Below are 17,141 nucleotides of genomic sequence, written 5' to 3' on the forward strand. Positions count from 1 at the left end.
TCGAAAACCGGCCTGATCCTAGCCGCCTTATACCGCGCTTTCCCCACATCGTGCGAGCGCGCGTTCCGCAGAATGCTCATCATAAGGTTTCATCAAGCTGACAAAGCGCGTCACGTCTGCGTCACCTTCGGCGTATTCTTGCGGACTGGCGCTTGAGGTGATGATGATCGCGATCTCTAGTTCCAACTGCCTGACCTGCTGCACCACAATGTCGCGCGGGGCAGCGTTCGGCGGCGGTGATACCGAACGGCCTGTCGGCACCCGCCGAAATCGGCGGGTGCATGTTGCGTAGAAATTCTGTTTGCTTAGGCCACCCGCTTGCCCATCGCATAGACCGAGCGGAGGATCGGCGCGTCTTTCATCACCTCAAATTCGATCAGATCGGCCCGCATCCCAAGGGCAATCTCCCCCCGGTCGGTCAGGCCTACGTGATGCGCGGGCGTGCGGGTGACGGTCGCCAGCCCCCGTGCCATATCACCCCAAAGCTCACCCAGTTGCACCGCGCCCAATAGCAGCGCGGCAGGCACGTAATCCGATGATAGGATGTCCAGCAGGTCCAACTCGGCCAATTCCTTTGCCGCCACATTGCCCGAATGCGAGCCGCCGCGCACGAGGTTGGGCGCACCCATGATCGTGGCGATCTCTTGGGCATGGCAGGCCTCTGCCGCCTCGCGGGTGGTGGGGAATTCAGCCAGCCGCACGCCATGGCCGTGGCTGGTGGCCACCTGTTCTGCCGTGGTGTCATCATGGCTGGCCAGCGCCGCGCCGTAATGCGCGGCTGCTGCCACCGCTGCCGCCTCATGTTTCGCGCCCAGCCGTTCTTGCAGCCCGTGCAGGAAGGTGACGTAATCGCCGAAATCCTCACGCGGCAGACCGTTTTTGCCGCAGACGTAATCCTCGAACTTTTGCACATCGCGGAACTGGCGCTGGCCCGGCGTATGGTCCATCAGGCTGACGATGCCGACCTTGTCGTCGGGGCCAAACTCGGCCAGTTCCTCTTCCAGCGTTTCCGAACAGATCTCGGCCCGCAGGTGGATATGGTGGCTGATCGCCAGCGCCCCACTGTCGCGCATCATCAGGATTTCATCGGCCATGTCGCGGGCATATTTGCCATAGCGTTTGCGCCCGTCGTCCGAGACGATCGACCCCACCCGGATCGCGTCAAACACGGTGGTGATCCCGGTGCCCGCCAATTCGCGATCATGTGCGATGATCGCCGCGCGGTGCGGCCAGTCAACCTTTGGGCGCGGCTTCATGTGGCGTTCAAGATTGTCGGTGTGCAGTTCCACCAGACCGGGGGCGAGGGTGCGTCCCTCGCAATCGATCGCCCCCTTGGGCAGAGCGGTGCCTTCGGCGATATCGGCAATCACCCCGTCGCGCAGCACCACGCTGCCGGGGATCACCACATCGGGCAGGATGATTTTGGCATTGGCGAGAATGGTTTCTTTTGTCATGTGAACGTCACGCTTGTTGCGCATCCATGGATGCAGGGAGAAGATGAATGAAGTTCGACCGCTACGCGATCTATTACACGCCCAAGGGCGCATTGGCCGAGGCTGGGGCCGCTTGGCTGGGCTGGGATGTGGCGCGGGGCTGCGCCGTGGCGCATCCAGCGGTCGCCGGGCTGGACGTGGACGCCCTGACCCAGACGCCGCGCAAATACGGTTTGCATGCGACCATTAAACCGCCCTTTGTGTTGGCCGAAAGCACCACGGCTGACGGGTTGCTGGCCGAGTTCGAGGCGCTTTGCACGCGGCTTTCGCCGGTCACGCTCGACGGGCTTGCGCTCACCCCGCTGGGCCGCTTTCTGGCGCTGACGCCCGAGGGGGACACCGCCGCGCTGAACGCTATGGCCGCCGAAGTGGTGCGCGGCCTCGACACGTTCCGCGCGCCCCCTTCCGAAGCCGATCTGGCCCGCCGCCGCCAAGCCAACTTGACGCCTGCACAAGAGGCGAACCTCACCAAATGGGGCTATCCTTACGTGATGGAGGCGTTCCGCTTTCACATCACCCTGACCGGCAAGCTGCCCAAAGCCGACCTGCCGCAGGTCACCGCAGCGCTTGATCCCTACATCACGCCGCATCTGCCACAGCCCTTTGTGCTGAGCAGCCTGACGCTTGTAGGGCAAGCTGAAGACGGTATGTTCCACGAAGTTCACCGCGCCGCCCTCTCGGGGTAAAGTGCCGCCAGCGCCTGCGCCACGGTCTGCTCCAAGGGGCCGGAGTTGTCGATCTCCATCGCCGTAATATGATCGGGCAGGGCGCGCTCGGCCCGTGCCAGACGGGCGGTGATCTCCTTCTCCGTCTCGCGCCCACGGCCCCGCAACCGCGCGGCCAAGACTTGAGGGGAGGCGGTGAGCGACAGCACCTCGAACCGCGCAAACCGCAGTTTGGCCTCGGTCAGCACCCCGCGTGAGAGGTTGGCGAGCACATCGCGCCCCTCAGCCAGCGCCATTTCAACCGCGATGGGAATGCCATAATGCAGCCCATGCGCGGCCCAGCTCAGGGCAAAGGCGCCCTCCGCTTCGAGCCGCAGAAACGCCGCCTCGCTGATCCCGTCGAAATCCTCGCCCCCGGCCTCACCGGGCCGGGTGATGGCGCGGCGGGCGAGGAAAAGGTCGGGCAGGGTTTCGGCCAGTCCTTCCATCACGCTGTCCTTGCCCACACCCGACGGGCCGACCACCGCGATAAAGCGCCCGCTCATGCGGCCAATCCGGGGGTGAAACGGGTCACGTCCACTTCGCGGTCGCAGATTTGGTCGCGGGCGTCCTCATCATGGAAGATGCCCAAGATCGCCGTGCCGCGGGCCTTGGCCTCTTCGATCAGCGCCAGCACGGTGGCGCGGTTGGTGGCATCAAGGCTCGCCGTCGGCTCATCCAGCAGCAGGACGGGATAGGGATGCGCAAAGCCGCGCGCGATGTTCACCCGCTGCTGCTCCCCGCCTGAAAAGGTCGTCGGGCTGAGCTGCCAGAGGCGTTCGGGGATGTTGAGCTGCGCCAGCAATTCTCCGGCCCGCGCCCGTGCCTCGGCTTCGTTGCTGCCCACCGCCCGGAGCGGTTCGGCCACCACATCCAGCGTCGCCACCCGTGGCACGACGCGCAGGAACTGGCTGACATAGCCCAGCACATGGCGGCGCAACGCCAGTATCTCGCGCGGGGCGGCTTGGGCGACATCCAGATCGCCCACCATGACCCGGCCCGAGGCGGTCAGGTAGTTGCCATAGATCATCCGCATCAGCGTCGATTTCCCGGCCCCCGAGGCCCCGGTCAGCGCCACGCATTCGCCCCGCCCCACGGTCAATTCACCGCCACGCATCACCGGGATCACCGCCGCACCTTGGTTGTGCAGGGTGAAGGATTTGCTCACATTTTCCACGCGTATCATGGGTTCAGCCTTGTTTAACCTATTGTTAACGTTTGTCATTTGTTTCGCGTGCGAAACATTTCCCTGCACCGTCAAACCTGTAGCACGCTAGAGACCAAAAGCTGCGTATAGCCGTGCTGCGGGTCGTCCAAGACTTGGTCCGTCAGCCCGGTTTCCACCACATGACCGTCCTTCATCACCATCAGCCGATCTGCCAGCAGCCGCACCACCGCCAGATCATGGGTCACGATGATGGCGCTCAGTCCCATCTCGCGCACCAAGCCGCGCAAGAGGTCGAGCAGCCGCGCCTGCACGCTCACATCCAGCCCGCCGGTGGGTTCGTCCATGAAGACCAACCTTGGCCCGGTCACGAGGTTGCGGGCAATCTGCAAACGCTGCTGCATCCCGCCTGAGAAGGCCGAAGGCCGGTCGTCGATCCGATCTTCGTTGATCTCGACCCGGCCCAACCAATCGGTGGCGCTGGCGCGGATGTCACCGTAATGTCGCGCGCCCACGGCCATCAGCCGCTCGCCCACATTGCCGCCTGCGCTGACGTTCATGCGCAGCCCGTCGCGGGCGTGTTGGTGCACAAAGGCCCAATCTGTGCGCGACAGCATCCGGCGCTCCGGCTCGCTCATGGTCACCGTGTCGCGCAGGCCATCAGCGCGGGTGTCGAAACGCACCGCCCCGCGATCCGGTGTCAGATGTCCGGCCAGCGTGTTGAGCAGCGTCGATTTGCCCGAGCCGCTTTCGCCGACGATGCCCATCACCTCACCAGGGTAGAGATCAAAGCTGACATTCGTGCAGCCGATCCGCGCGCCATAGAATTTCGCGATGTTTTCAACTTGCAACAAGGGGGTCATGCCATGCCCTCCAAGATGGGGGCCGCATCCGCGCCGCGATGCCCGGCGGCCTGACGGGCCGCGCAATAGTCGGTGTCGGAACACATGAACAAACGCCCCCCTGCATCATCGACGATCAACTCATCCAGATAGCTGTCCTCGGCCCCGCAGAGGCCGCAGGGGTGATCGGCTTTGCTGGCCTCAAAGGGGTAGTCCTCAAAATCCAGCGACACGACCTGCGTATAGGGCGGCAGCGCATAGATCCGCTGCTCGCGCCCCGCGCCGAAGAGCTGGATCGCCGCCATTTCCAGTTTGGGATTGTCGAATTTCGGGATCGGCGACGGGTCCATGACATAGCGCCCCTCGACCTTGACCGGATAGGCGTAGGCCGTGGCAATCGCGCCATGCTGGGCGATGTCTTCGTAGAGTTTCACATGCATCAGCCCGTATTCCTCCAGCTCGTGCATTTTGCGGGTCTCGACCTCTGAAGGCTCAAGAAAGCGCAGCGGTTCGGGGATCGGCACCTGATAGACCAACACCTGATCCTCGCGCAGCGCGGCTTCGGGGATGCGGTGGCGGGTTTGGATGACGCTGGCCTTGGTCGTGGCCTCGGTCACCGCAACGCCAGCCGTCTTTTGAAAAAAGCGTCGGATCGAGACGGCATTGGTCGTGTCATCGGCCCCTTGGTCGATCACCTTGAAGGTATCCTCGGGCGTCAGCACCGCGGCGGAGACCTGCACCCCGCCGGTGCCCCAGCCGTAAGGCATCGGCATTTCGCGGCTGGCAAAGGGCACCTGATAGCCGGGGATCGCCAACCCTTTCAGGATCGCGCGGCGGATCATCCGTTTGGTCTGCTCATCCAGATAGGCAAAGTTGTAGTCGTTCATGCCCCGGTCCTCATGCCTGTCTTGGTCACTCTGTGTCATGGCGGGGCTCATTCCGCGGCCTCCCGTGCTACGTCTTGGGCCGCGGCTGTCGCCTCGCGGCGCAGTTTGCGGATCAGTTCGAGTTCGGATTGGAAATCAACGTAATGGGGCAGTTTGATATGCTCCAAAAACCCCGTCGCTTGGATGTTGTCGGCGTGATAGAGCACGAATTCCGCGTCCTGCGCAGGCGCGCCGAGGTTGTCTTCGCCCAACTCCTCCCAACGCAATGCCCGGTCCACCAGCGCCATGGAGATCGCCTTGCGCTCGGACATGCCGAACACCAATCCATAGCCGCGGGTGAACTGAGGCGGCTCGGTCTTGGAGCCCGCAAATTGGTTCACCGTCTCGCATTCGGTGAGCTCGACCTCGCCGATCTCAATGGCAAAACCCAGTTCGGGAATGTCCATTTCCACCGCCACTTTGCCGATGCGTAGTTCCGCAACGAAGGCGTGGTTGCGCGCATAGCCGCGCTGCGTGGAATAGGCCATGCCGAGGACAAAGCCCTCGTCGCCGCGGGTCAGCGCTTGCAGCCGCAGGTCGCGGGTGGCGGGGAGTTCCAGCGGCTCGCGGGTTAGATCGCGCGGCGGGGTCTTGCTGTCTGTGTCGCGCTGCATCAGCCCTTCGCGGTCGAGGAATTCCATGATGTGCGGCGTGTCTTTAGAGGGCTTGGCATCGGCCACCTCGGGCGCGGGCGACACCTCACCATCGGCGGCCAGTTTGAAGTCCAGCAGCCGGTGGGTGTAGTCGAAGGTCGGCCCCAAAACCTGACCGCCAGGCGCATCCTTGAAGGTGGCCGAGACGCGGCGGTCGCAGGCCATGGTGCCAGTGTCCATCGGGCGCGAGGCGCCAAACCGGGGCAGGGTGGTGCGATAGGCGCGGATCAGGAACACCGCTTCGATCAGATCGCCCCGGGCCTGTTTGATCGCCAACGCGGCGAGGTCGGGGTCGTAGAGCGAGCCTTCGGCCATCACCCGGTTCACCGCCAGCGTCATCTGCTCGCGAATTTGCGCAACGCTGAGTTCCGGCACGCTTGCGTCACCGCGCCGCTCTTCGGCAAGCCAAGCGTGGGCGTTGTCAATCGCCCGCTCGCCGCCTTTTACCGCTACATACATCAGGACACCTTTGTGCTTCGGGGTAGCGCCGCCAAACGGTCGCTGCAGGTGAAAATGAAATCCAATCCACGCGGAAAGAGCGCCGCGTTTTGCTGGAAGGCCGTGCGGTCGGGCAGCGACAGCGCGGCACTGTCTTTGATGCCGGGGCCGGTGAGGGTCGCGCCATCGCTGCGCAGATCATCCACCTCAACGATCAGCGTGGCAGAGCGGTCGGGGTAGGCGGCGGTCCCGAGGGGGAAGTCGCCGCGCGGCAGATCGTCCCAAGCGCCTAAGGCGAAGTGCGCCGCATTGGCTGGGGCGAAGGGCGCGCCGGTGTGGAAGGTGATCCAGTCGCGCAATTCGGGCCGGTCGAAGCCGGGGGCGAGGTAGAGCGGTGTTTCGGGGTCGCAGAGCGTCAGCAGGACGACCCCGGCGGCGATGGAGAGGCCCGCGGGCGGTTCGGCCCCGGTCACGCTGTTGATCTCACCCGGTTTGGCCATGGCGTTCATCACCGCGCGAAAGGCGAAAGCGGCGTCTTTGGGCGCGTCGCGAAACCCGCCTGTCAGCGATAGGGTCTCCATCAGTCTTCTCCTCTGACCATGGTGAAAAAGTCGACCTTGGTGGCGGCGGCCTTGGCGGCACGGCTGGCGCGGCGCTGACTTTCGATTTCGGCCAGCGGGTCGAGCAGTTTGTTGCGGACCTCATCCGCCGCATTGCCTTGCATCAGCGCGTCCGTAAGGGCCGCTTGCAGCGCCTTGTCGCGGCTGCGGCCTTGCACATAGGCGTGGCCGTCTGGCCCATCCGCCAGCCGCACGGAACAGCGCGTAACGGACATTTCACCCATGTTGAAGGCGTCGCCCACAGCGCCCATCCGGCCCCGCAACATGACGCCACCGATCTCGGGCGCGCGGAGCATCTCATGGGCGGGCAGGGGGCCGAAGCCCTCCCAAAGCCGGGCGAGATCGCGGGCCTCGGCCCGTGCGAGCAGGCCCATCCAAGCCTGCCTGTCGCGGGTCTTTTCCTTGGTTTCAACGGTCATCTAGACACCTTGTGCATTTGTCTAATTTACTATACAACTAGACAAGTATTAGCCGCTGGCCTCCTGCTGGCGCAAGCTTGGATATGTGAAACTTCTGCGACATGGTCCGTACTGCGATTTGGAAAACCATCACCGCCACGCTGACCCACGATATCGCCACGGGGAAATACGGCTCCGGCGATCGGCTTCCGACTGAGGCGCAATTGGCGGCGCGCTTCGGGGTCAACCGCCATACGGTGCGCCGCGCGATCAGTGACATGAACGAGAGTGGGCTGACCTACAGCCGCCGGGGGGCGGGGGTCTTCGTGGCGCAGCGGCCTACGGATTATCCCATCGGCAAGCGGGTGCGCTTTCACCAGAACCTCGCGGCGGCAGGGCGGGTGCCGGCCAAGGAGATTTTGACCTTGGAGACGCGCGCCGCCTCGGCCCATGAGGCCGCGCAGCTGGGGCTGGATGGGGAGGCGCTGGTGCATGTCTATGAAGGGCTTTCGCTGGCCGATGAGCAGCCCATCGCGATCTTTCGCAGCATCTTTCGCGCCGCGCGGTTCCCCGACCTGTTGGAGGCGCTTGAGGCCAGCCGCTCGGTCACCACGGCCTTGGCGCAGGGCGGGGTGGCGGATTACACCCGCGCCTCGACCCGGCTGACGGCGAAGCTTGCCACTGCCACGCAGGCGCTGCATTTGCGGCTGACCGAAGGCGCGCCGATCCTGCGCTCTGCCGGGATCAACGTCGACCCCGAGGGCGTGCCGGTGGAATACGGGGTGACGTGGTTCGCGGGTGATCGGGTGACGCTGACCCTCAACCCCGGCGACTAACTGTATTTCTCCAAAAACGCTTCGGCGGGCAGGGTCTGGAAATCCTTGAGCGATGCTTGCAGCCGGTCATGGGGCCAATCCCACCACGCCAATTCCTCCATCCGCGCGGCGATGCTTTCGGAAAAGCGGCGGCGCAGCGGTTTGGCGGGGATGCCTGCGACGATCATATAGGGGGCGACATCGCGGGTGACGATGGCCCCGCCCGCCACCACCGCGCCGTGGCCGATGGTCACCTCGGGCCGGACCTGCGCACCGTGGCCCAGCCATGTGTCATGACCGATTACCGTGCGGCGGCTGCGGCGGAGGGCGAACCAATCGGCGTCATCCTCGGCCCCGTCGAAGTAGTCTCCGGCGCGGTAGTGGAAGTGGTGCAGGCTGGCCTTCTCCATCGGGTGATCGGTGGCCCCGATGCGCACGCTGGCGGCGATATTGCTGAACTTGCCGACTTGCGTGTTGGCGATGTCGCACCAGCGGTCGCAGTATGAGTAATCCCCGATCTCTGAGTGGGCGAGGCGCGTGGCGCGCCCGATCTCGACATAGCGCCCGAACTGCGTGTCAGTGACCTCGCAGTCCGGGTGGAGGAAGGGCGCGTCGGGTTTAAGACGCGCCATCAGTGGCCCGCCTCATTGCCCGCGATCAGCTTGCGGCGCAGCCAGCCCGAGAAGCTGTCCATCGCCACGACCATCAGGATGATGAGCACGATGTAATAGCTGACCTCCTCCCAATCCTTTTGGGTGATGATCGCTTGGGTCAGCAGCAGGCCAATACCGCCCCCGGTGATCGCGCCGATGATGGTGGCCGAACGGGTGTTCGATTCCAGATAGTAGAGGACTTGGCTCAGCAGAACCGGGGTGATCTGCGGGATCACGCCAAAGCGGTAGCGCTGCACGGGGGTGGCCCCGGTGGAGGCGATGCCCTCGATCTGCTTGTCGTCCACATTCTCCAGCGCCTCGGAGAAGATTTTGCCGAAGGTGCCGGTGTCTGTCAGCAGGATCGCCAGCGACCCGGTCAGCGGGCCGGGGCCAAAGGCACGGGAGAGGACGATGGTCCAGATCAGCCCGTCGACCCCGCGCAGGAAGTCGAAGAGCCGCCGTGCCGCGAAGCGCAGACCGCCCAGGGGCGAGAAGTTCTTGGCGGCCAGAAAGCCCAACGGCAGGGCGATCATCGCCGCGCCAAAGGTGCCGAGAAAGGCCATCAGGACCGTCTCGACCAGCGCCCATGCCACATCGCCATGACGCCACATCTTGTTGGTCCAGAAGTCCTGCCAGATCGCGCCGTATTCACCGCTGCGCAGCAGCTCTAGCGGGGACATGCCGTGATAGGGGCTGTCGAGCGTGAAGAAGAACAGCTCCCACCCGTTGAAATAGCGGAAGACCTCGGCGCGGTTGCGAGTGATCGTCAGGCGGCCTGCCTCCGTGGTCACGGCAAGGCGGTTTTTCGAGGCGTTGATCCACTCGGGCACGGGGCCGTCGGGAAGGGTAGCATTGACGCCGCTGCTGCCCGGTGTGGCGGTGATCAGCCCGTAGCCCGGCACGTCATAGCGCACCTCTGGCCCCAGTTCGACGGTATGGCCGTTGCCAAGCTCGACGCGGGTCGTCTCGCCCAAGGTGACCCAATCGGGGGCGGTGCCGGGGGCATAGCGGCCCTTGCGCTCGCCCTCGATGGCGATCTCCATCTCGCCATTGCGGTTGTCGCGGGCGACATGGGTTTTGTAGCTGTAACTGTCGGCGACCAGCGTCTTCATGTTCGACACATTGATGCGATCGCCCAGCCCCGCCACGTCGAAGGCAAAGAAGACGTAGGTGAGATACACGAGGATCAGCACCGGCGCGGCAAGGCTCGCCATGCGTTTGCGGCGGAAGCTGCGGCTGGCGACCTGCTGAGCGGGGAGGGTGGAAGCGGTAAGGTCGGTCACAGGATGGCTCCCTTGTCCTTATAGGCGCGGCCATGGGTCAGCCGGTTGCGGAAATGGCTTGAGACTTGGTCGACGATGATGATGGTGCCGAAGAGCAGCAGAAAGATCGCGGCTGCCTCGTCAAATTTGCCCTGACCCCAAGACATCGTGTTGCGCAGGTCATAGCCGATGCCGCCTGCGCCGACGAAGCCGAGGATGGCCGATGCGCGGATGTTCACCTCGAACCGCAGCAGCGTGTAAGAGAGGTAGTTGGGCGCGACCTGGGGCACGACGCCCAAAATCATGCGTTGCAGCCAGCCCGCCCCGACGGAGGCAAGGCCGTCGACAGGTTTGAGGGAGGCGTTCTCGTTCACCTCAGAGAAAAGTTTGCCAAGCGCGCCCACGGTATGCAGCGCGATGGCGATCATCGCAGGCACCGGGCCACCACCGAGCAAAAAGATCAGCACAAGGGCGACGACAATTTCAGGCACGGCGCGCAGCACGTCTAGCAGGCGGCGCAGGGGGCCGACGAGCCATGGCGCGGGGGCAAGGCCACGGGTGGCCAGAAGGGCGGCGAAGAACGCGAAAAGTGCGCCGATCAGTGTGGCGGCCCCGGCGATGTTCACCGTCTCGATGAGAGAGGGGAGGTATTTCACGAAATAGCCGGGCAGCAGATGGGCGCGCTCCCAAGCCTCGCTCAGCACATCGGCGGGGAAGTCAAAGACATTGGGCAGCCCGTTCCAGAACCCGCCCGCGTTGCGGGCGTTGGCGGTGCTAAAACCGCCGATCAGCAGGGCCACGAAAACGACCAGCAGGATCATATTCATCACCCGCTTCTGTCGGGTATGGGCAAGGTAATCCGCCGTGATCTGCGGCGCGGTGTTGGTCTGGTGCATCTGTCGTCCCCCTATGACGACAGGCCCCGACAATCGTTGCCGGGACCTGCCAGATGTCTGTCGTTCTGTCGGATCAGTTGGATTTCGCCTTGCGCGCTTCGACGATCGAGACATAGGCGTCATGCGCAATCGGATCGAAGCCAAGGCTCTCACCAGCGGCCACGCCATAGGCGCAGTCGGCGTCCATTTCGTGCAGCTCATCCACCAGTTGGGTCATGGTTGTTTTGACCTCTTCGGGCAGGTCTTTGCGCAGCACGACCGGGCCTTCGGGGATCGGCTTGGAGCGCCAGATTTCGACCAGATCATTCATGTCGACGAGGCCCGCGTCCACCGCTTTGCGCAGCGCACCGGAGTTGTATCCGTCTTCCCAGTTGCCCTGACCGTCGGCCCATGTCACGCCGCCCGCCACGTCGCCGTTGTTGACCGCGACGATGGTCTGCTCATGGCCGCCGGTGAATTTCACTTCGCCGAAGTAGTCGCCGGATTCCATGGTGGCACCGGTCGTCTGTGGGATTTCGATGGAGGGGATCAGGTAGCCGGAAGTGGAGTTTGGATCGCCAAAGCCAAAGACCTTGCCCTGCATGTCTTCCAGCGTGTTGATGCCCGCATCTTTGCGGGCGAAGCCGATGGAGTGGTAGCCATAGGAGCCATCAAGGTTGATCTTGACCAGTACTGGCTCAACCGCTTCGGGGTCTTGCAGGTAAACGGCGGCATAGGCCGAGGCACCCAGCCACGCCATGTCGAGCGTGCCGCCCAGCAGACCTTGGATCACACCGTTATAGTCGGCAGGGGCAAAGAGCTTGGCCGGAACGCCAAGGCGTTCTTCGGTGTAGCCGCGCAGACATTCGTAGGAGTTCATCCGGTCCTGCGCGTTTTCCCCGCCGAGGATGCCGATGCGGAATTCGGTGACATCGGCGGATTGAGCCAGTGCAGCGCCGGTCAGGGCAGTGGAAGCCAGTGCGGCGGCGATGAGCTTCTTCATTTTGTCGTCTCCAGTTTGAAAATATGCCCCTTGGGGCGGGTCGTGTCAGGCTGGCACCTTGTCCAGCGTTTCGATCTCGGTTGAGGTGGCGGCTTCGGAGAAGCTGCTGTCTGCACCGTAGATTTCGCGGGCCATGCTGGTGGTCAGTTGCTCGGGCGTGCCGTCAAAGACGATCTTGCCGTCGCGCATCCCCACCACGCGGTCGCAGTAGCGGCGCGCGGTATCCAGCGTGTGAAGGTTGGCGATGACCATGCGGCCATCTTCCTCGTGAATGCGGCGCAGCGATTGCATCACCACCTGCGCGTTCATCGGGTCGAGGCTGGCGATGGGTTCATCGGCCAGAATGATCTGCGGGTCTTGCATCAGGGCGCGGGCGATGGCGACGCGCTGTTGCTGCCCGCCTGACAGGGCCTCGGCCCGTTTGGGCGCGTGCTGCGCGATGCCCAGCCGGTCGAGGATTTCGATGGCGCGGGTGATGTCGGCATCGGGGTAGAGGTTGAAGATGCTGCTCAGCGTCGAGCGACGGTTGAGCGTGCCGTGCAGCACGTTCGACACCACATCCATCCGCGGGACGAGGTTGAACTGCTGAAAGATCATCGCGCATTCTGCCTGCCAGCCGCGCCGGGCCGCGCCGCGCAGGGCAGTCACGTCGCGCCCTTGGAACAGGATTTGCCCCGAAGAGGAATCGGTCAGTCGGTTTAACATCCGCAGCAGCGTGGACTTCCCCGCGCCGGAGCGGCCGATGATCCCGATCATCTGCGGTTTGTCGACCTGCATATTAGCGCGGGCCACCGCTGTGTTTGCGCCGAATGTTTTGGTCAGTTCAGAAATGACGAGCATAAGTCCCCCGGGGTTTGCGGGGCGAGCTATCGCAGTGGTGAATGTCACGAATGTTTAAGTTTGACGAAGCTTTTGTAACGCGCGGTTTTTTCAGGAACCGGGGCGCAGGGCTGCGCGTTTGCCGCCATTTATTGGGCGCATTGGCCGTCTAGAGCATGGTTTGAAGCAGTTGGTGCCGCGTGACTTGTGGGAGGTTTTTGTAGGTGAAAGCAGCGTTCGTAACGCTGCGCGGATCCAGTCATGGCCAGAAAAATAAGGGGCTAGGGAACAAAATGCCGCGTTTAATGCTTTCACCTACAAGGCGGTTCAGATAGGGCCGCATCTGGTCCAGCCGCGCGATGCTGCGCGACAGACATTATATCTCAGGCGAGTTCACTGGCCGCGCAGTGCCAAATGCAGGCGCCCGCCGGTGATACGGCCCCCGACAAATAGGTTAAGGAGCGCGCTTATGGACGCCCAAATTGTTGCATTTCTGATTCTGTTGCCGATCACTCTGGTTTTTGTCTACGCCGGCATTCACGAGTTTCAGCGCTATAAAAGCGAAGGCAAGGCGAACTATGGTTTGGTGTTCGACGAAGAAAGCGGCACCACACATGTGAGTGGTATTGCCGAGCATGAAGATCCCTTTGACCCCGAGGATTTCGATCCGAACAACTATAACGATCCTGATTTGAAGACCGATGCCGACGAGGTAAAGTCCTAAGCTGAAGTCGGCTGGTTGGACAGTGAAGCGCATAATACCATGGCCCTTTGGCCTGCTGCTCGAGGCAATGTTTCTTAAGAACGTTAGCGTGCCGATGGATGCGCGCTAGATGTTTCGGCATGATTACCCACGGGGGGTGCTCTCAACTTTCGGGCATTCTGTTTCTGCCAAAGAGGACGCCCATGCGCCTAACCGCTTTTCTGCTTTGCTTTGCAATGTCTGCCGGGGCTGATCCATCCGCCGATATCGTGATCTTGGGCGAGGTGCATGACAATTCGCACGCCCATTTAGAACAAGCTGCCGCGGTGGAGGCGTTGCGCCCTACGGCTGTTGTGTTCGAGATGCTAACCGCCGAAGAAGCCGCCAAAGCCGATGCTGACCGCAGCCAGATTGCACAGGCGTGGCGCGCGAGCGGTTGGCAAGACTTCAAAATCTATGCACCAATCTTTGACGCTTTGGGCGCGGCGCGTATCATCGGTGCTGCAGCCCCGCGCGAGGCGGTGCGCAGCGTTTTTAATGATGGGCCAGCTGCGCTTTTTGGGCCTGAGGCGGTGCGCTTTGGCCTTGATCAGCCGCTGCCTGAAGATCAGCAAGCCGCGCGGGTTGAAGGGCAGTTTGCAGCGCATTGCAATGCCATGCCGCGTGAGATGATGGGGGGAATGGTTGCCGTGCAGCGCTACCGCGACGCCACATTCGCCCGCGCGGCACTGGACGCGTTAGCGACCTACGGCGCACCCGTGGCCGTCATCGTGGGCAATGGTCACGCGCGCACCGATTGGGGGATTCCGGCCCTCATCGCCCAAGCCGCGCCCGAGGTGACGACCCACGCCATCGGCTTTGTCGAAGCAGCAGGCGATACGCCTTTCGATGAGACACATCTCATCCCGCCTGTCGCACGGGAAGACCCCTGTAAATCCCTGACCAAAAGCTAAAGGATATCCCATGTATCTTGCCATGAACCGTTTCACCGTCTTGCTGGAAAACGCTGCCGCTTTCGAAGACCTTTGGCTAAACCGCGAGAGCCGTTTGAAAGATACCGAAGGGTTCGTCTCTTTCCACATGCTCAAAGGGCCGGAGGAGGAGGGGGAGATCCTCTATGCCTCGCATACTGTATGGGAGAGCGAGGCGCATTTCCGCGCTTGGACCACAAGCGGCGCTTTTCGTGCGGCGCATTCTCGTGCGGGGCAAACGCGCAAACTGCATGAGGGATCGCCGCGTTTCGAAGGGTTTCAAGCCATCCAAAAGATTGAGGCGCCCCATTCAGCATGAGCGTTGAAAGGGCGCGGTTTCTATACTTGACTAAAATAATCGGATTAAGTAGCGTTCACATGTGCCCGGTTGTTTTGCCGGAAAGTTAAGCAATTTACGCCGCAACCGTCCAAGCCACCGCCTGTTCGGCAGCCCGGATGTCAATGGAAAGGAGCCCGCCCCGTGAGGACACCCGTGACCACGCCCGAGCCAATGGCCCATGCCCGGCTACGCACCCCGCCCAGCAACAGCTGGCGCGATATCGCGCTGAACAATGTTGACCACGGCCCCTGTGATGGGATCGCGCTTGAGCACCTTATTGATTTGCAACGTACGCACCAAATCGGAGAAGAACGATGAGCCTGATGCAAAAGCTGCCCGATCCATCGCCTGCGAGCCAACCAGTTGAGGCGGCCGTTCACGACGCCCGCGCGCTGGTCCCTAACGGCACCACAGCCAATATCGTTCTTGATGGTCAGACCTATACGCTGCGCATCACACGGGCGGGGAAATTGATCCTGACCAAGTGATCTGCCCGTCTTGGGCAGCTCATAGGGCGCTGCGGTGCAAACTTTGCTGGCTTGCTCTGGCGTGAGGCGGCCTTTACGAACCCGCCATGCTTGGCCCGCGATCTTTTCACCCGTTTGACCGCTGACATGTTGGCGCTGTCGAGCCTGTTTTTTGCGGCGTTGCTGGCGGCGACGTTAATCCCCGCACAATCCGAAGCGTTACTGTTGGGGCTGATGTGGTCCGGCGGGCATGCGACCGCGCTGCTGTGGCTGGTGGCGACGCTGGGCAATGTTCTGGGGTCGGTGATGAACTGGCTGCTGGGGCGCTACCTCATCCATTTTGCCGATCACCGCTGGTTTCCCTTTTCGGCCAAGCAGATGGCGCGGGCCTCTGGCTGGTATCGACGCTGGGGCTATTGGAGCCTGCTGGCCAGTTGGGTGCCGATTATCGGTGACCCGCTGACCTTGGCCGCAGGCATGCTGCGCGAACCGATTTGGCGATTTCTGGTGATCGTCACCTTTGCCAAAGGGGGGCGCTACCTAGTGCTGATCTTGGTCGCAGGTGGCTATATGTAAGCGTCAATGCGGCGTGATGCCTTCGAGCGGCGGCAGCGGGTTGGGGGTGGTCACCAGTTCGGGGCGACGCTTTTCATAAAAGGCGTTACCGCCCGCCGTCACCACATAATGCATGTTGTTGTAATTCGCTTTGTACCACGCAGCGTGGAAGAATTTGGCGCGGGTGACCTTGGGGTGCCGTTCGCCCTGAAGGACCGCCAATGCAGACGCGCGGGCCAGCGGCGCAGAACGGTCGTTCATCGGTTTGGTCATAACGCCGGGGGCGAATTGTTTGGGCTGGCCCACCACCCCGCACACCGTGTTTGGGAACGCCTCTGAGTGGACCCGGTTCATCACCACATTGCCCACGGCGATCATCCCATCACGGCTTGACCGGTTGGATTCGAAATACATCGCGCGGGCCATACATTCGAGCTCGTCCCCCGGCACTGCGACCAACTCCGTCTTTTTGCCACCGCAGGCGGCAAGCAGGCCAAAGCCCAGCAACAAAGCGGCGGTGCGGAAGTTCAAGGGCTGAGCGCGCATGGGTGGCCTTTCGGGATCAGGAGACTGCGTGGCCAGCAACTTTTCAGCAAACGCCGGGCGAGGCAAGAGCCATGGCGCCGCCCCCGGCGATTTCCCCCCGGCGGCGCCTTTGTGACGCTTGGGCTATGCTTTGACCTAGTGTAATGTTCGATAATACAGTCATGAACCCAGCAGGGCCGCCCTATGAAAGTCACCTACCGGGATGTCAAAAGCGACATCCTGTCAAAGATCACCAAGGGTGAGTGGCCTCTGGGCAGTCTTGTGCCCAATGAGGTCGATCTGGCCGAGACCTATGGCTGCGCCCGCGCGACGGTCAACCGCGCCATGCGCGAATTGGTTGATGAGGGGTTTATCGAGCGCCGCCGCAAGGCCGGGACACGGGTGCGGATGGCCCCGGTACGGCAGGCGCGCTTCGACATTCCGCTGGTTCGGGCCGAGATCGAAGAGAAGGGCGCCGACTACCGCTATTCGCTGGTCAGCCACGCGGTTGAGCCTGCGCCGGACTGGCTGCGCGCGCGGCTGAAACTGGACGCGGGTGGTGAGGTGTTGCATCTGGTCTGTATGCATTACGCCGACGGCGATCCCTATCAATATGAAGACCGCTGGATCAACCTTGCGACCTTGCCGCAGGCGCGAGAAGAGGATTTCGCAGAGGTGGGGCCAAACGAATGGCTGATCTCGGCGATACCCTTTTCGGATGTTGAGATAAGCCTCTCTGCTGGACTGGCCGATCAGCGGCTGAGCGAGTATCTCGGCTGCGCCACGGGCGATCCGGTTTTCACGGTCGAGCGTTCGACGTGGTGGGAGGGGCAGGCGGTGACCTATGTGCGCCTGTCGCATCGCCCCGGTCACCGACTGACGACCCGCTATTGATGCGCCGCCACGCTAAGGCG

23 protein-coding genes are annotated in these 17,141 nt (G+C 62.8%); 9 read left to right on the plus strand and 14 right to left on the minus strand.

Features of this window, described 5'->3' with window-relative positions; translation table 11 throughout:
* Nucleotides 1–305: 305 nt before the first annotated feature.
* Nucleotides 306–1,454 carry an alpha-D-ribose 1-methylphosphonate 5-triphosphate diphosphatase gene (locus tag ACSQ16_RS07425; RefSeq protein WP_243261118.1) on the minus strand — a complete coding sequence of 383 codons (1,149 nt, stop codon included), beginning with the start codon at nt 1,452–1,454 and terminating at the stop codon, nt 306–308.
* Nucleotides 1,455–1,501: 47 nt separating this feature from the next.
* On the opposite strand from ACSQ16_RS07425, the gene ACSQ16_RS07430 reads away from it, so the two are divergent.
* Nucleotides 1,502–2,179 carry a DUF1045 domain-containing protein gene (locus ACSQ16_RS07430; RefSeq protein WP_243261117.1) on the plus strand — a complete coding sequence of 226 codons (678 nt, stop codon included), beginning with the start codon at nt 1,502–1,504 and terminating at the stop codon, nt 2,177–2,179.
* Here ACSQ16_RS07430 and phnN read toward each other — a convergent pair.
* From phnN to phnG, 7 genes are all read right to left on the minus strand, one after another.
* Nucleotides 2,155–2,703, minus strand: a complete 549-nt coding sequence (gene phnN / locus ACSQ16_RS07435) for a phosphonate metabolism protein/1,5-bisphosphokinase (PRPP-forming) PhnN (RefSeq protein ID WP_243261116.1) — start codon at nt 2,701–2,703, stop codon at nt 2,155–2,157. The genes ACSQ16_RS07430 and phnN overlap by 25 nt on opposite strands.
* Nucleotides 2,700–3,383, minus strand: coding sequence for a phosphonate C-P lyase system protein PhnL (phnL, locus tag ACSQ16_RS07440; protein ID WP_243261115.1), 684 nt, complete (start codon nt 3,381–3,383; stop codon nt 2,700–2,702). Before phnL ends, phnN begins: the two co-directional genes overlap by 4 nt.
* 71 nt (nt 3,384–3,454) lie before the next feature.
* Nucleotides 3,455–4,225 (minus strand): phosphonate C-P lyase system protein PhnK, encoded by a 771-nt coding sequence (phnK, locus tag ACSQ16_RS07445; protein WP_243261114.1) that lies wholly within the window; start codon nt 4,223–4,225, stop codon nt 3,455–3,457.
* Entirely contained in the window at nt 4,222–5,091 is an 870-nt protein-coding gene (locus ACSQ16_RS07450; protein WP_243263211.1) for an alpha-D-ribose 1-methylphosphonate 5-phosphate C-P-lyase PhnJ, read from the minus strand. Before ACSQ16_RS07450 ends, phnK begins: the two co-directional genes overlap by 4 nt.
* A 47-nt stretch (nt 5,092–5,138) precedes the next feature.
* Nucleotides 5,139–6,242, minus strand: a complete 1,104-nt coding sequence (locus ACSQ16_RS07455; RefSeq protein ID WP_243261113.1) for a carbon-phosphorus lyase complex subunit PhnI — start codon at nt 6,240–6,242, stop codon at nt 5,139–5,141.
* Nucleotides 6,242–6,802, minus strand: a complete 561-nt coding sequence (gene phnH / locus ACSQ16_RS07460) for a phosphonate C-P lyase system protein PhnH (protein WP_243261112.1) — start codon at nt 6,800–6,802, stop codon at nt 6,242–6,244. Before phnH ends, ACSQ16_RS07455 begins: the two co-directional genes overlap by 1 nt.
* Nucleotides 6,802–7,260 (minus strand): phosphonate C-P lyase system protein PhnG, encoded by a 459-nt coding sequence (phnG, locus tag ACSQ16_RS07465; protein WP_243261111.1) that lies wholly within the window; start codon nt 7,258–7,260, stop codon nt 6,802–6,804. The genes phnH and phnG overlap by 1 nt, the downstream gene beginning before the upstream one ends.
* Before the next feature lie 101 nt (nt 7,261–7,361).
* On the opposite strand from phnG, the gene phnF reads away from it, so the two are divergent.
* Nucleotides 7,362–8,075 carry a phosphonate metabolism transcriptional regulator PhnF gene (phnF, locus tag ACSQ16_RS07470; RefSeq protein ID WP_243261110.1) on the plus strand — a complete coding sequence of 238 codons (714 nt, stop codon included), beginning with the start codon at nt 7,362–7,364 and terminating at the stop codon, nt 8,073–8,075.
* Here phnF and ACSQ16_RS07475 read toward each other — a convergent pair.
* The 5 genes from ACSQ16_RS07475 to phnC all read right to left on the minus strand — a co-directional run bounded on the left by ACSQ16_RS07475 (nt 8,072) and on the right by phnC (nt 12,687).
* Nucleotides 8,072–8,686 carry a chloramphenicol acetyltransferase gene (locus ACSQ16_RS07475; RefSeq protein ID WP_243261109.1) on the minus strand — a complete coding sequence of 205 codons (615 nt, stop codon included), beginning with the start codon at nt 8,684–8,686 and terminating at the stop codon, nt 8,072–8,074. The two genes, phnF and ACSQ16_RS07475, sit on opposite strands and share 4 nt — an antisense overlap.
* Complete coding sequence (gene phnE / locus ACSQ16_RS07480) at nt 8,686–9,921, minus strand: phosphonate ABC transporter, permease protein PhnE (RefSeq protein WP_243263210.1); 1,236 nt, start codon at nt 9,919–9,921, stop codon at nt 8,686–8,688. Before phnE (ACSQ16_RS07480) ends, ACSQ16_RS07475 begins: the two co-directional genes overlap by 1 nt.
* A 65-nt stretch (nt 9,922–9,986) precedes the next feature.
* Nucleotides 9,987–10,865, minus strand: a complete 879-nt coding sequence (gene phnE / locus ACSQ16_RS07485; protein ID WP_243261108.1) for a phosphonate ABC transporter, permease protein PhnE — start codon at nt 10,863–10,865, stop codon at nt 9,987–9,989.
* Between the two features lie 73 nt (nt 10,866–10,938).
* Nucleotides 10,939–11,847 (minus strand): phosphonate ABC transporter substrate-binding protein, encoded by a 909-nt coding sequence (gene phnD / locus ACSQ16_RS07490; protein WP_243261107.1) that lies wholly within the window; start codon nt 11,845–11,847, stop codon nt 10,939–10,941.
* A gap of 45 nt (nt 11,848–11,892) precedes the next feature.
* The gene (gene phnC, locus ACSQ16_RS07495) at nt 11,893–12,687 is read right to left on the minus strand and encodes a phosphonate ABC transporter ATP-binding protein (protein ID WP_243261106.1); all 795 of its coding nucleotides are present in this window, start codon (nt 12,685–12,687) and stop codon (nt 11,893–11,895) included.
* Nucleotides 12,688–13,135: 448 nt separating this feature from the next.
* Here phnC and ACSQ16_RS07500 point away from each other — a divergent pair, with 448 nt between their 5' ends.
* The 6 genes from ACSQ16_RS07500 (at nt 13,136) to ACSQ16_RS07525 (ending at nt 15,723) form a co-directional block, all read left to right on the plus strand.
* Complete coding sequence (locus tag ACSQ16_RS07500) at nt 13,136–13,390, plus strand: hypothetical protein (RefSeq protein ID WP_093928517.1); 255 nt, start codon at nt 13,136–13,138, stop codon at nt 13,388–13,390.
* 182 nt (nt 13,391–13,572) lie between these two features.
* The gene (locus ACSQ16_RS07505; RefSeq protein ID WP_243261105.1) at nt 13,573–14,322 is read left to right on the plus strand and encodes a ChaN family lipoprotein; all 750 of its coding nucleotides are present in this window, start codon (nt 13,573–13,575) and stop codon (nt 14,320–14,322) included.
* A gap of 10 nt (nt 14,323–14,332) precedes the next feature.
* Nucleotides 14,333–14,659, plus strand: a complete 327-nt coding sequence (locus ACSQ16_RS07510; RefSeq protein WP_243261104.1) for an antibiotic biosynthesis monooxygenase family protein — start codon at nt 14,333–14,335, stop codon at nt 14,657–14,659.
* A 162-nt stretch (nt 14,660–14,821) separates the two neighbouring features.
* Entirely contained in the window at nt 14,822–14,998 is a 177-nt protein-coding gene (locus tag ACSQ16_RS07515; protein WP_167360268.1) for a hypothetical protein, read from the plus strand.
* Nucleotides 14,999–15,003: 5 nt separating this feature from the next.
* Entirely contained in the window at nt 15,004–15,168 is a 165-nt protein-coding gene (locus tag ACSQ16_RS07520; RefSeq protein ID WP_093928631.1) for a hemin uptake protein HemP, read from the plus strand.
* Nucleotides 15,169–15,258: 90 nt separating this feature from the next.
* Nucleotides 15,259–15,723, plus strand: a complete 465-nt coding sequence (locus ACSQ16_RS07525; RefSeq protein ID WP_435988721.1) for a YqaA family protein — start codon at nt 15,259–15,261, stop codon at nt 15,721–15,723.
* Nucleotides 15,724–15,726: 3 nt separating this feature from the next.
* Here the strand turns inward: ACSQ16_RS07525 and ACSQ16_RS07530 are convergent, their stop codons facing one another.
* Nucleotides 15,727–16,248 (minus strand): cell wall hydrolase, encoded by a 522-nt coding sequence (locus ACSQ16_RS07530; protein ID WP_243261103.1) that lies wholly within the window; start codon nt 16,246–16,248, stop codon nt 15,727–15,729.
* Between the two features lie 183 nt (nt 16,249–16,431).
* Here ACSQ16_RS07530 and ACSQ16_RS07535 point away from each other — a divergent pair, with 183 nt between their 5' ends.
* A complete protein-coding gene (locus tag ACSQ16_RS07535) occupies nt 16,432–17,121 on the plus strand; it encodes a UTRA domain-containing protein (protein ID WP_243261102.1) in 690 nt (229 codons plus the stop codon).
* The last annotated feature ends 20 nt before the right edge of the window (nt 17,122–17,141 follow it).

The organism is Sulfitobacter sp. SH24 (assembly GCF_965641895.1).
Classification (GTDB): domain Bacteria; phylum Pseudomonadota; class Alphaproteobacteria; order Rhodobacterales; family Rhodobacteraceae; genus Sulfitobacter; species Sulfitobacter dubius.

Coding starts and splice junctions, on each gene's coding strand:
- ACSQ16_RS07425 (WP_243261118.1), bottom strand. CDS start 1,454: ATGACAAAAGAAACCATTCTCGCCAATGCCAAAATCATCCTGCCCGAT.
- ACSQ16_RS07430 (WP_243261117.1), top strand. CDS start 1,502: ATGAAGTTCGACCGCTACGCGATCTATTACACGCCCAAGGGCGCATTG.
- phnN (WP_243261116.1), bottom strand. CDS start 2,703: ATGAGCGGGCGCTTTATCGCGGTGGTCGGCCCGTCGGGTGTGGGCAAG.
- phnL (WP_243261115.1), bottom strand. CDS start 3,383: ATGATACGCGTGGAAAATGTGAGCAAATCCTTCACCCTGCACAACCAA.
- phnK (WP_243261114.1), bottom strand. CDS start 4,225: ATGACCCCCTTGTTGCAAGTTGAAAACATCGCGAAATTCTATGGCGCG.
- ACSQ16_RS07450 (WP_243263211.1), bottom strand. CDS start 5,091: ATGAACGACTACAACTTTGCCTATCTGGATGAGCAGACCAAACGGATG.
- ACSQ16_RS07455 (WP_243261113.1), bottom strand. CDS start 6,242: ATGTATGTAGCGGTAAAAGGCGGCGAGCGGGCGATTGACAACGCCCAC.
- phnH (WP_243261112.1), bottom strand. CDS start 6,802: ATGGAGACCCTATCGCTGACAGGCGGGTTTCGCGACGCGCCCAAAGAC.
- phnG (WP_243261111.1), bottom strand. CDS start 7,260: ATGACCGTTGAAACCAAGGAAAAGACCCGCGACAGGCAGGCTTGGATG.
- phnF (WP_243261110.1), top strand. CDS start 7,362: ATGGTCCGTACTGCGATTTGGAAAACCATCACCGCCACGCTGACCCAC.
- ACSQ16_RS07475 (WP_243261109.1), bottom strand. CDS start 8,686: ATGGCGCGTCTTAAACCCGACGCGCCCTTCCTCCACCCGGACTGCGAG.
- phnE (WP_243263210.1), bottom strand. CDS start 9,921: ATGGCGAGCCTTGCCGCGCCGGTGCTGATCCTCGTGTATCTCACCTAC.
- phnE (WP_243261108.1), bottom strand. CDS start 10,865: ATGCACCAGACCAACACCGCGCCGCAGATCACGGCGGATTACCTTGCC.
- phnD (WP_243261107.1), bottom strand. CDS start 11,847: ATGAAGAAGCTCATCGCCGCCGCACTGGCTTCCACTGCCCTGACCGGC.
- phnC (WP_243261106.1), bottom strand. CDS start 12,687: ATGCTCGTCATTTCTGAACTGACCAAAACATTCGGCGCAAACACAGCG.
- ACSQ16_RS07500 (WP_093928517.1), top strand. CDS start 13,136: ATGGACGCCCAAATTGTTGCATTTCTGATTCTGTTGCCGATCACTCTG.
- ACSQ16_RS07505 (WP_243261105.1), top strand. CDS start 13,573: ATGCGCCTAACCGCTTTTCTGCTTTGCTTTGCAATGTCTGCCGGGGCT.
- ACSQ16_RS07510 (WP_243261104.1), top strand. CDS start 14,333: ATGTATCTTGCCATGAACCGTTTCACCGTCTTGCTGGAAAACGCTGCC.
- ACSQ16_RS07520 (WP_093928631.1), top strand. CDS start 15,004: ATGCAAAAGCTGCCCGATCCATCGCCTGCGAGCCAACCAGTTGAGGCG.
- ACSQ16_RS07530 (WP_243261103.1), bottom strand. CDS start 16,248: ATGCGCGCTCAGCCCTTGAACTTCCGCACCGCCGCTTTGTTGCTGGGC.
- ACSQ16_RS07535 (WP_243261102.1), top strand. CDS start 16,432: ATGAAAGTCACCTACCGGGATGTCAAAAGCGACATCCTGTCAAAGATC.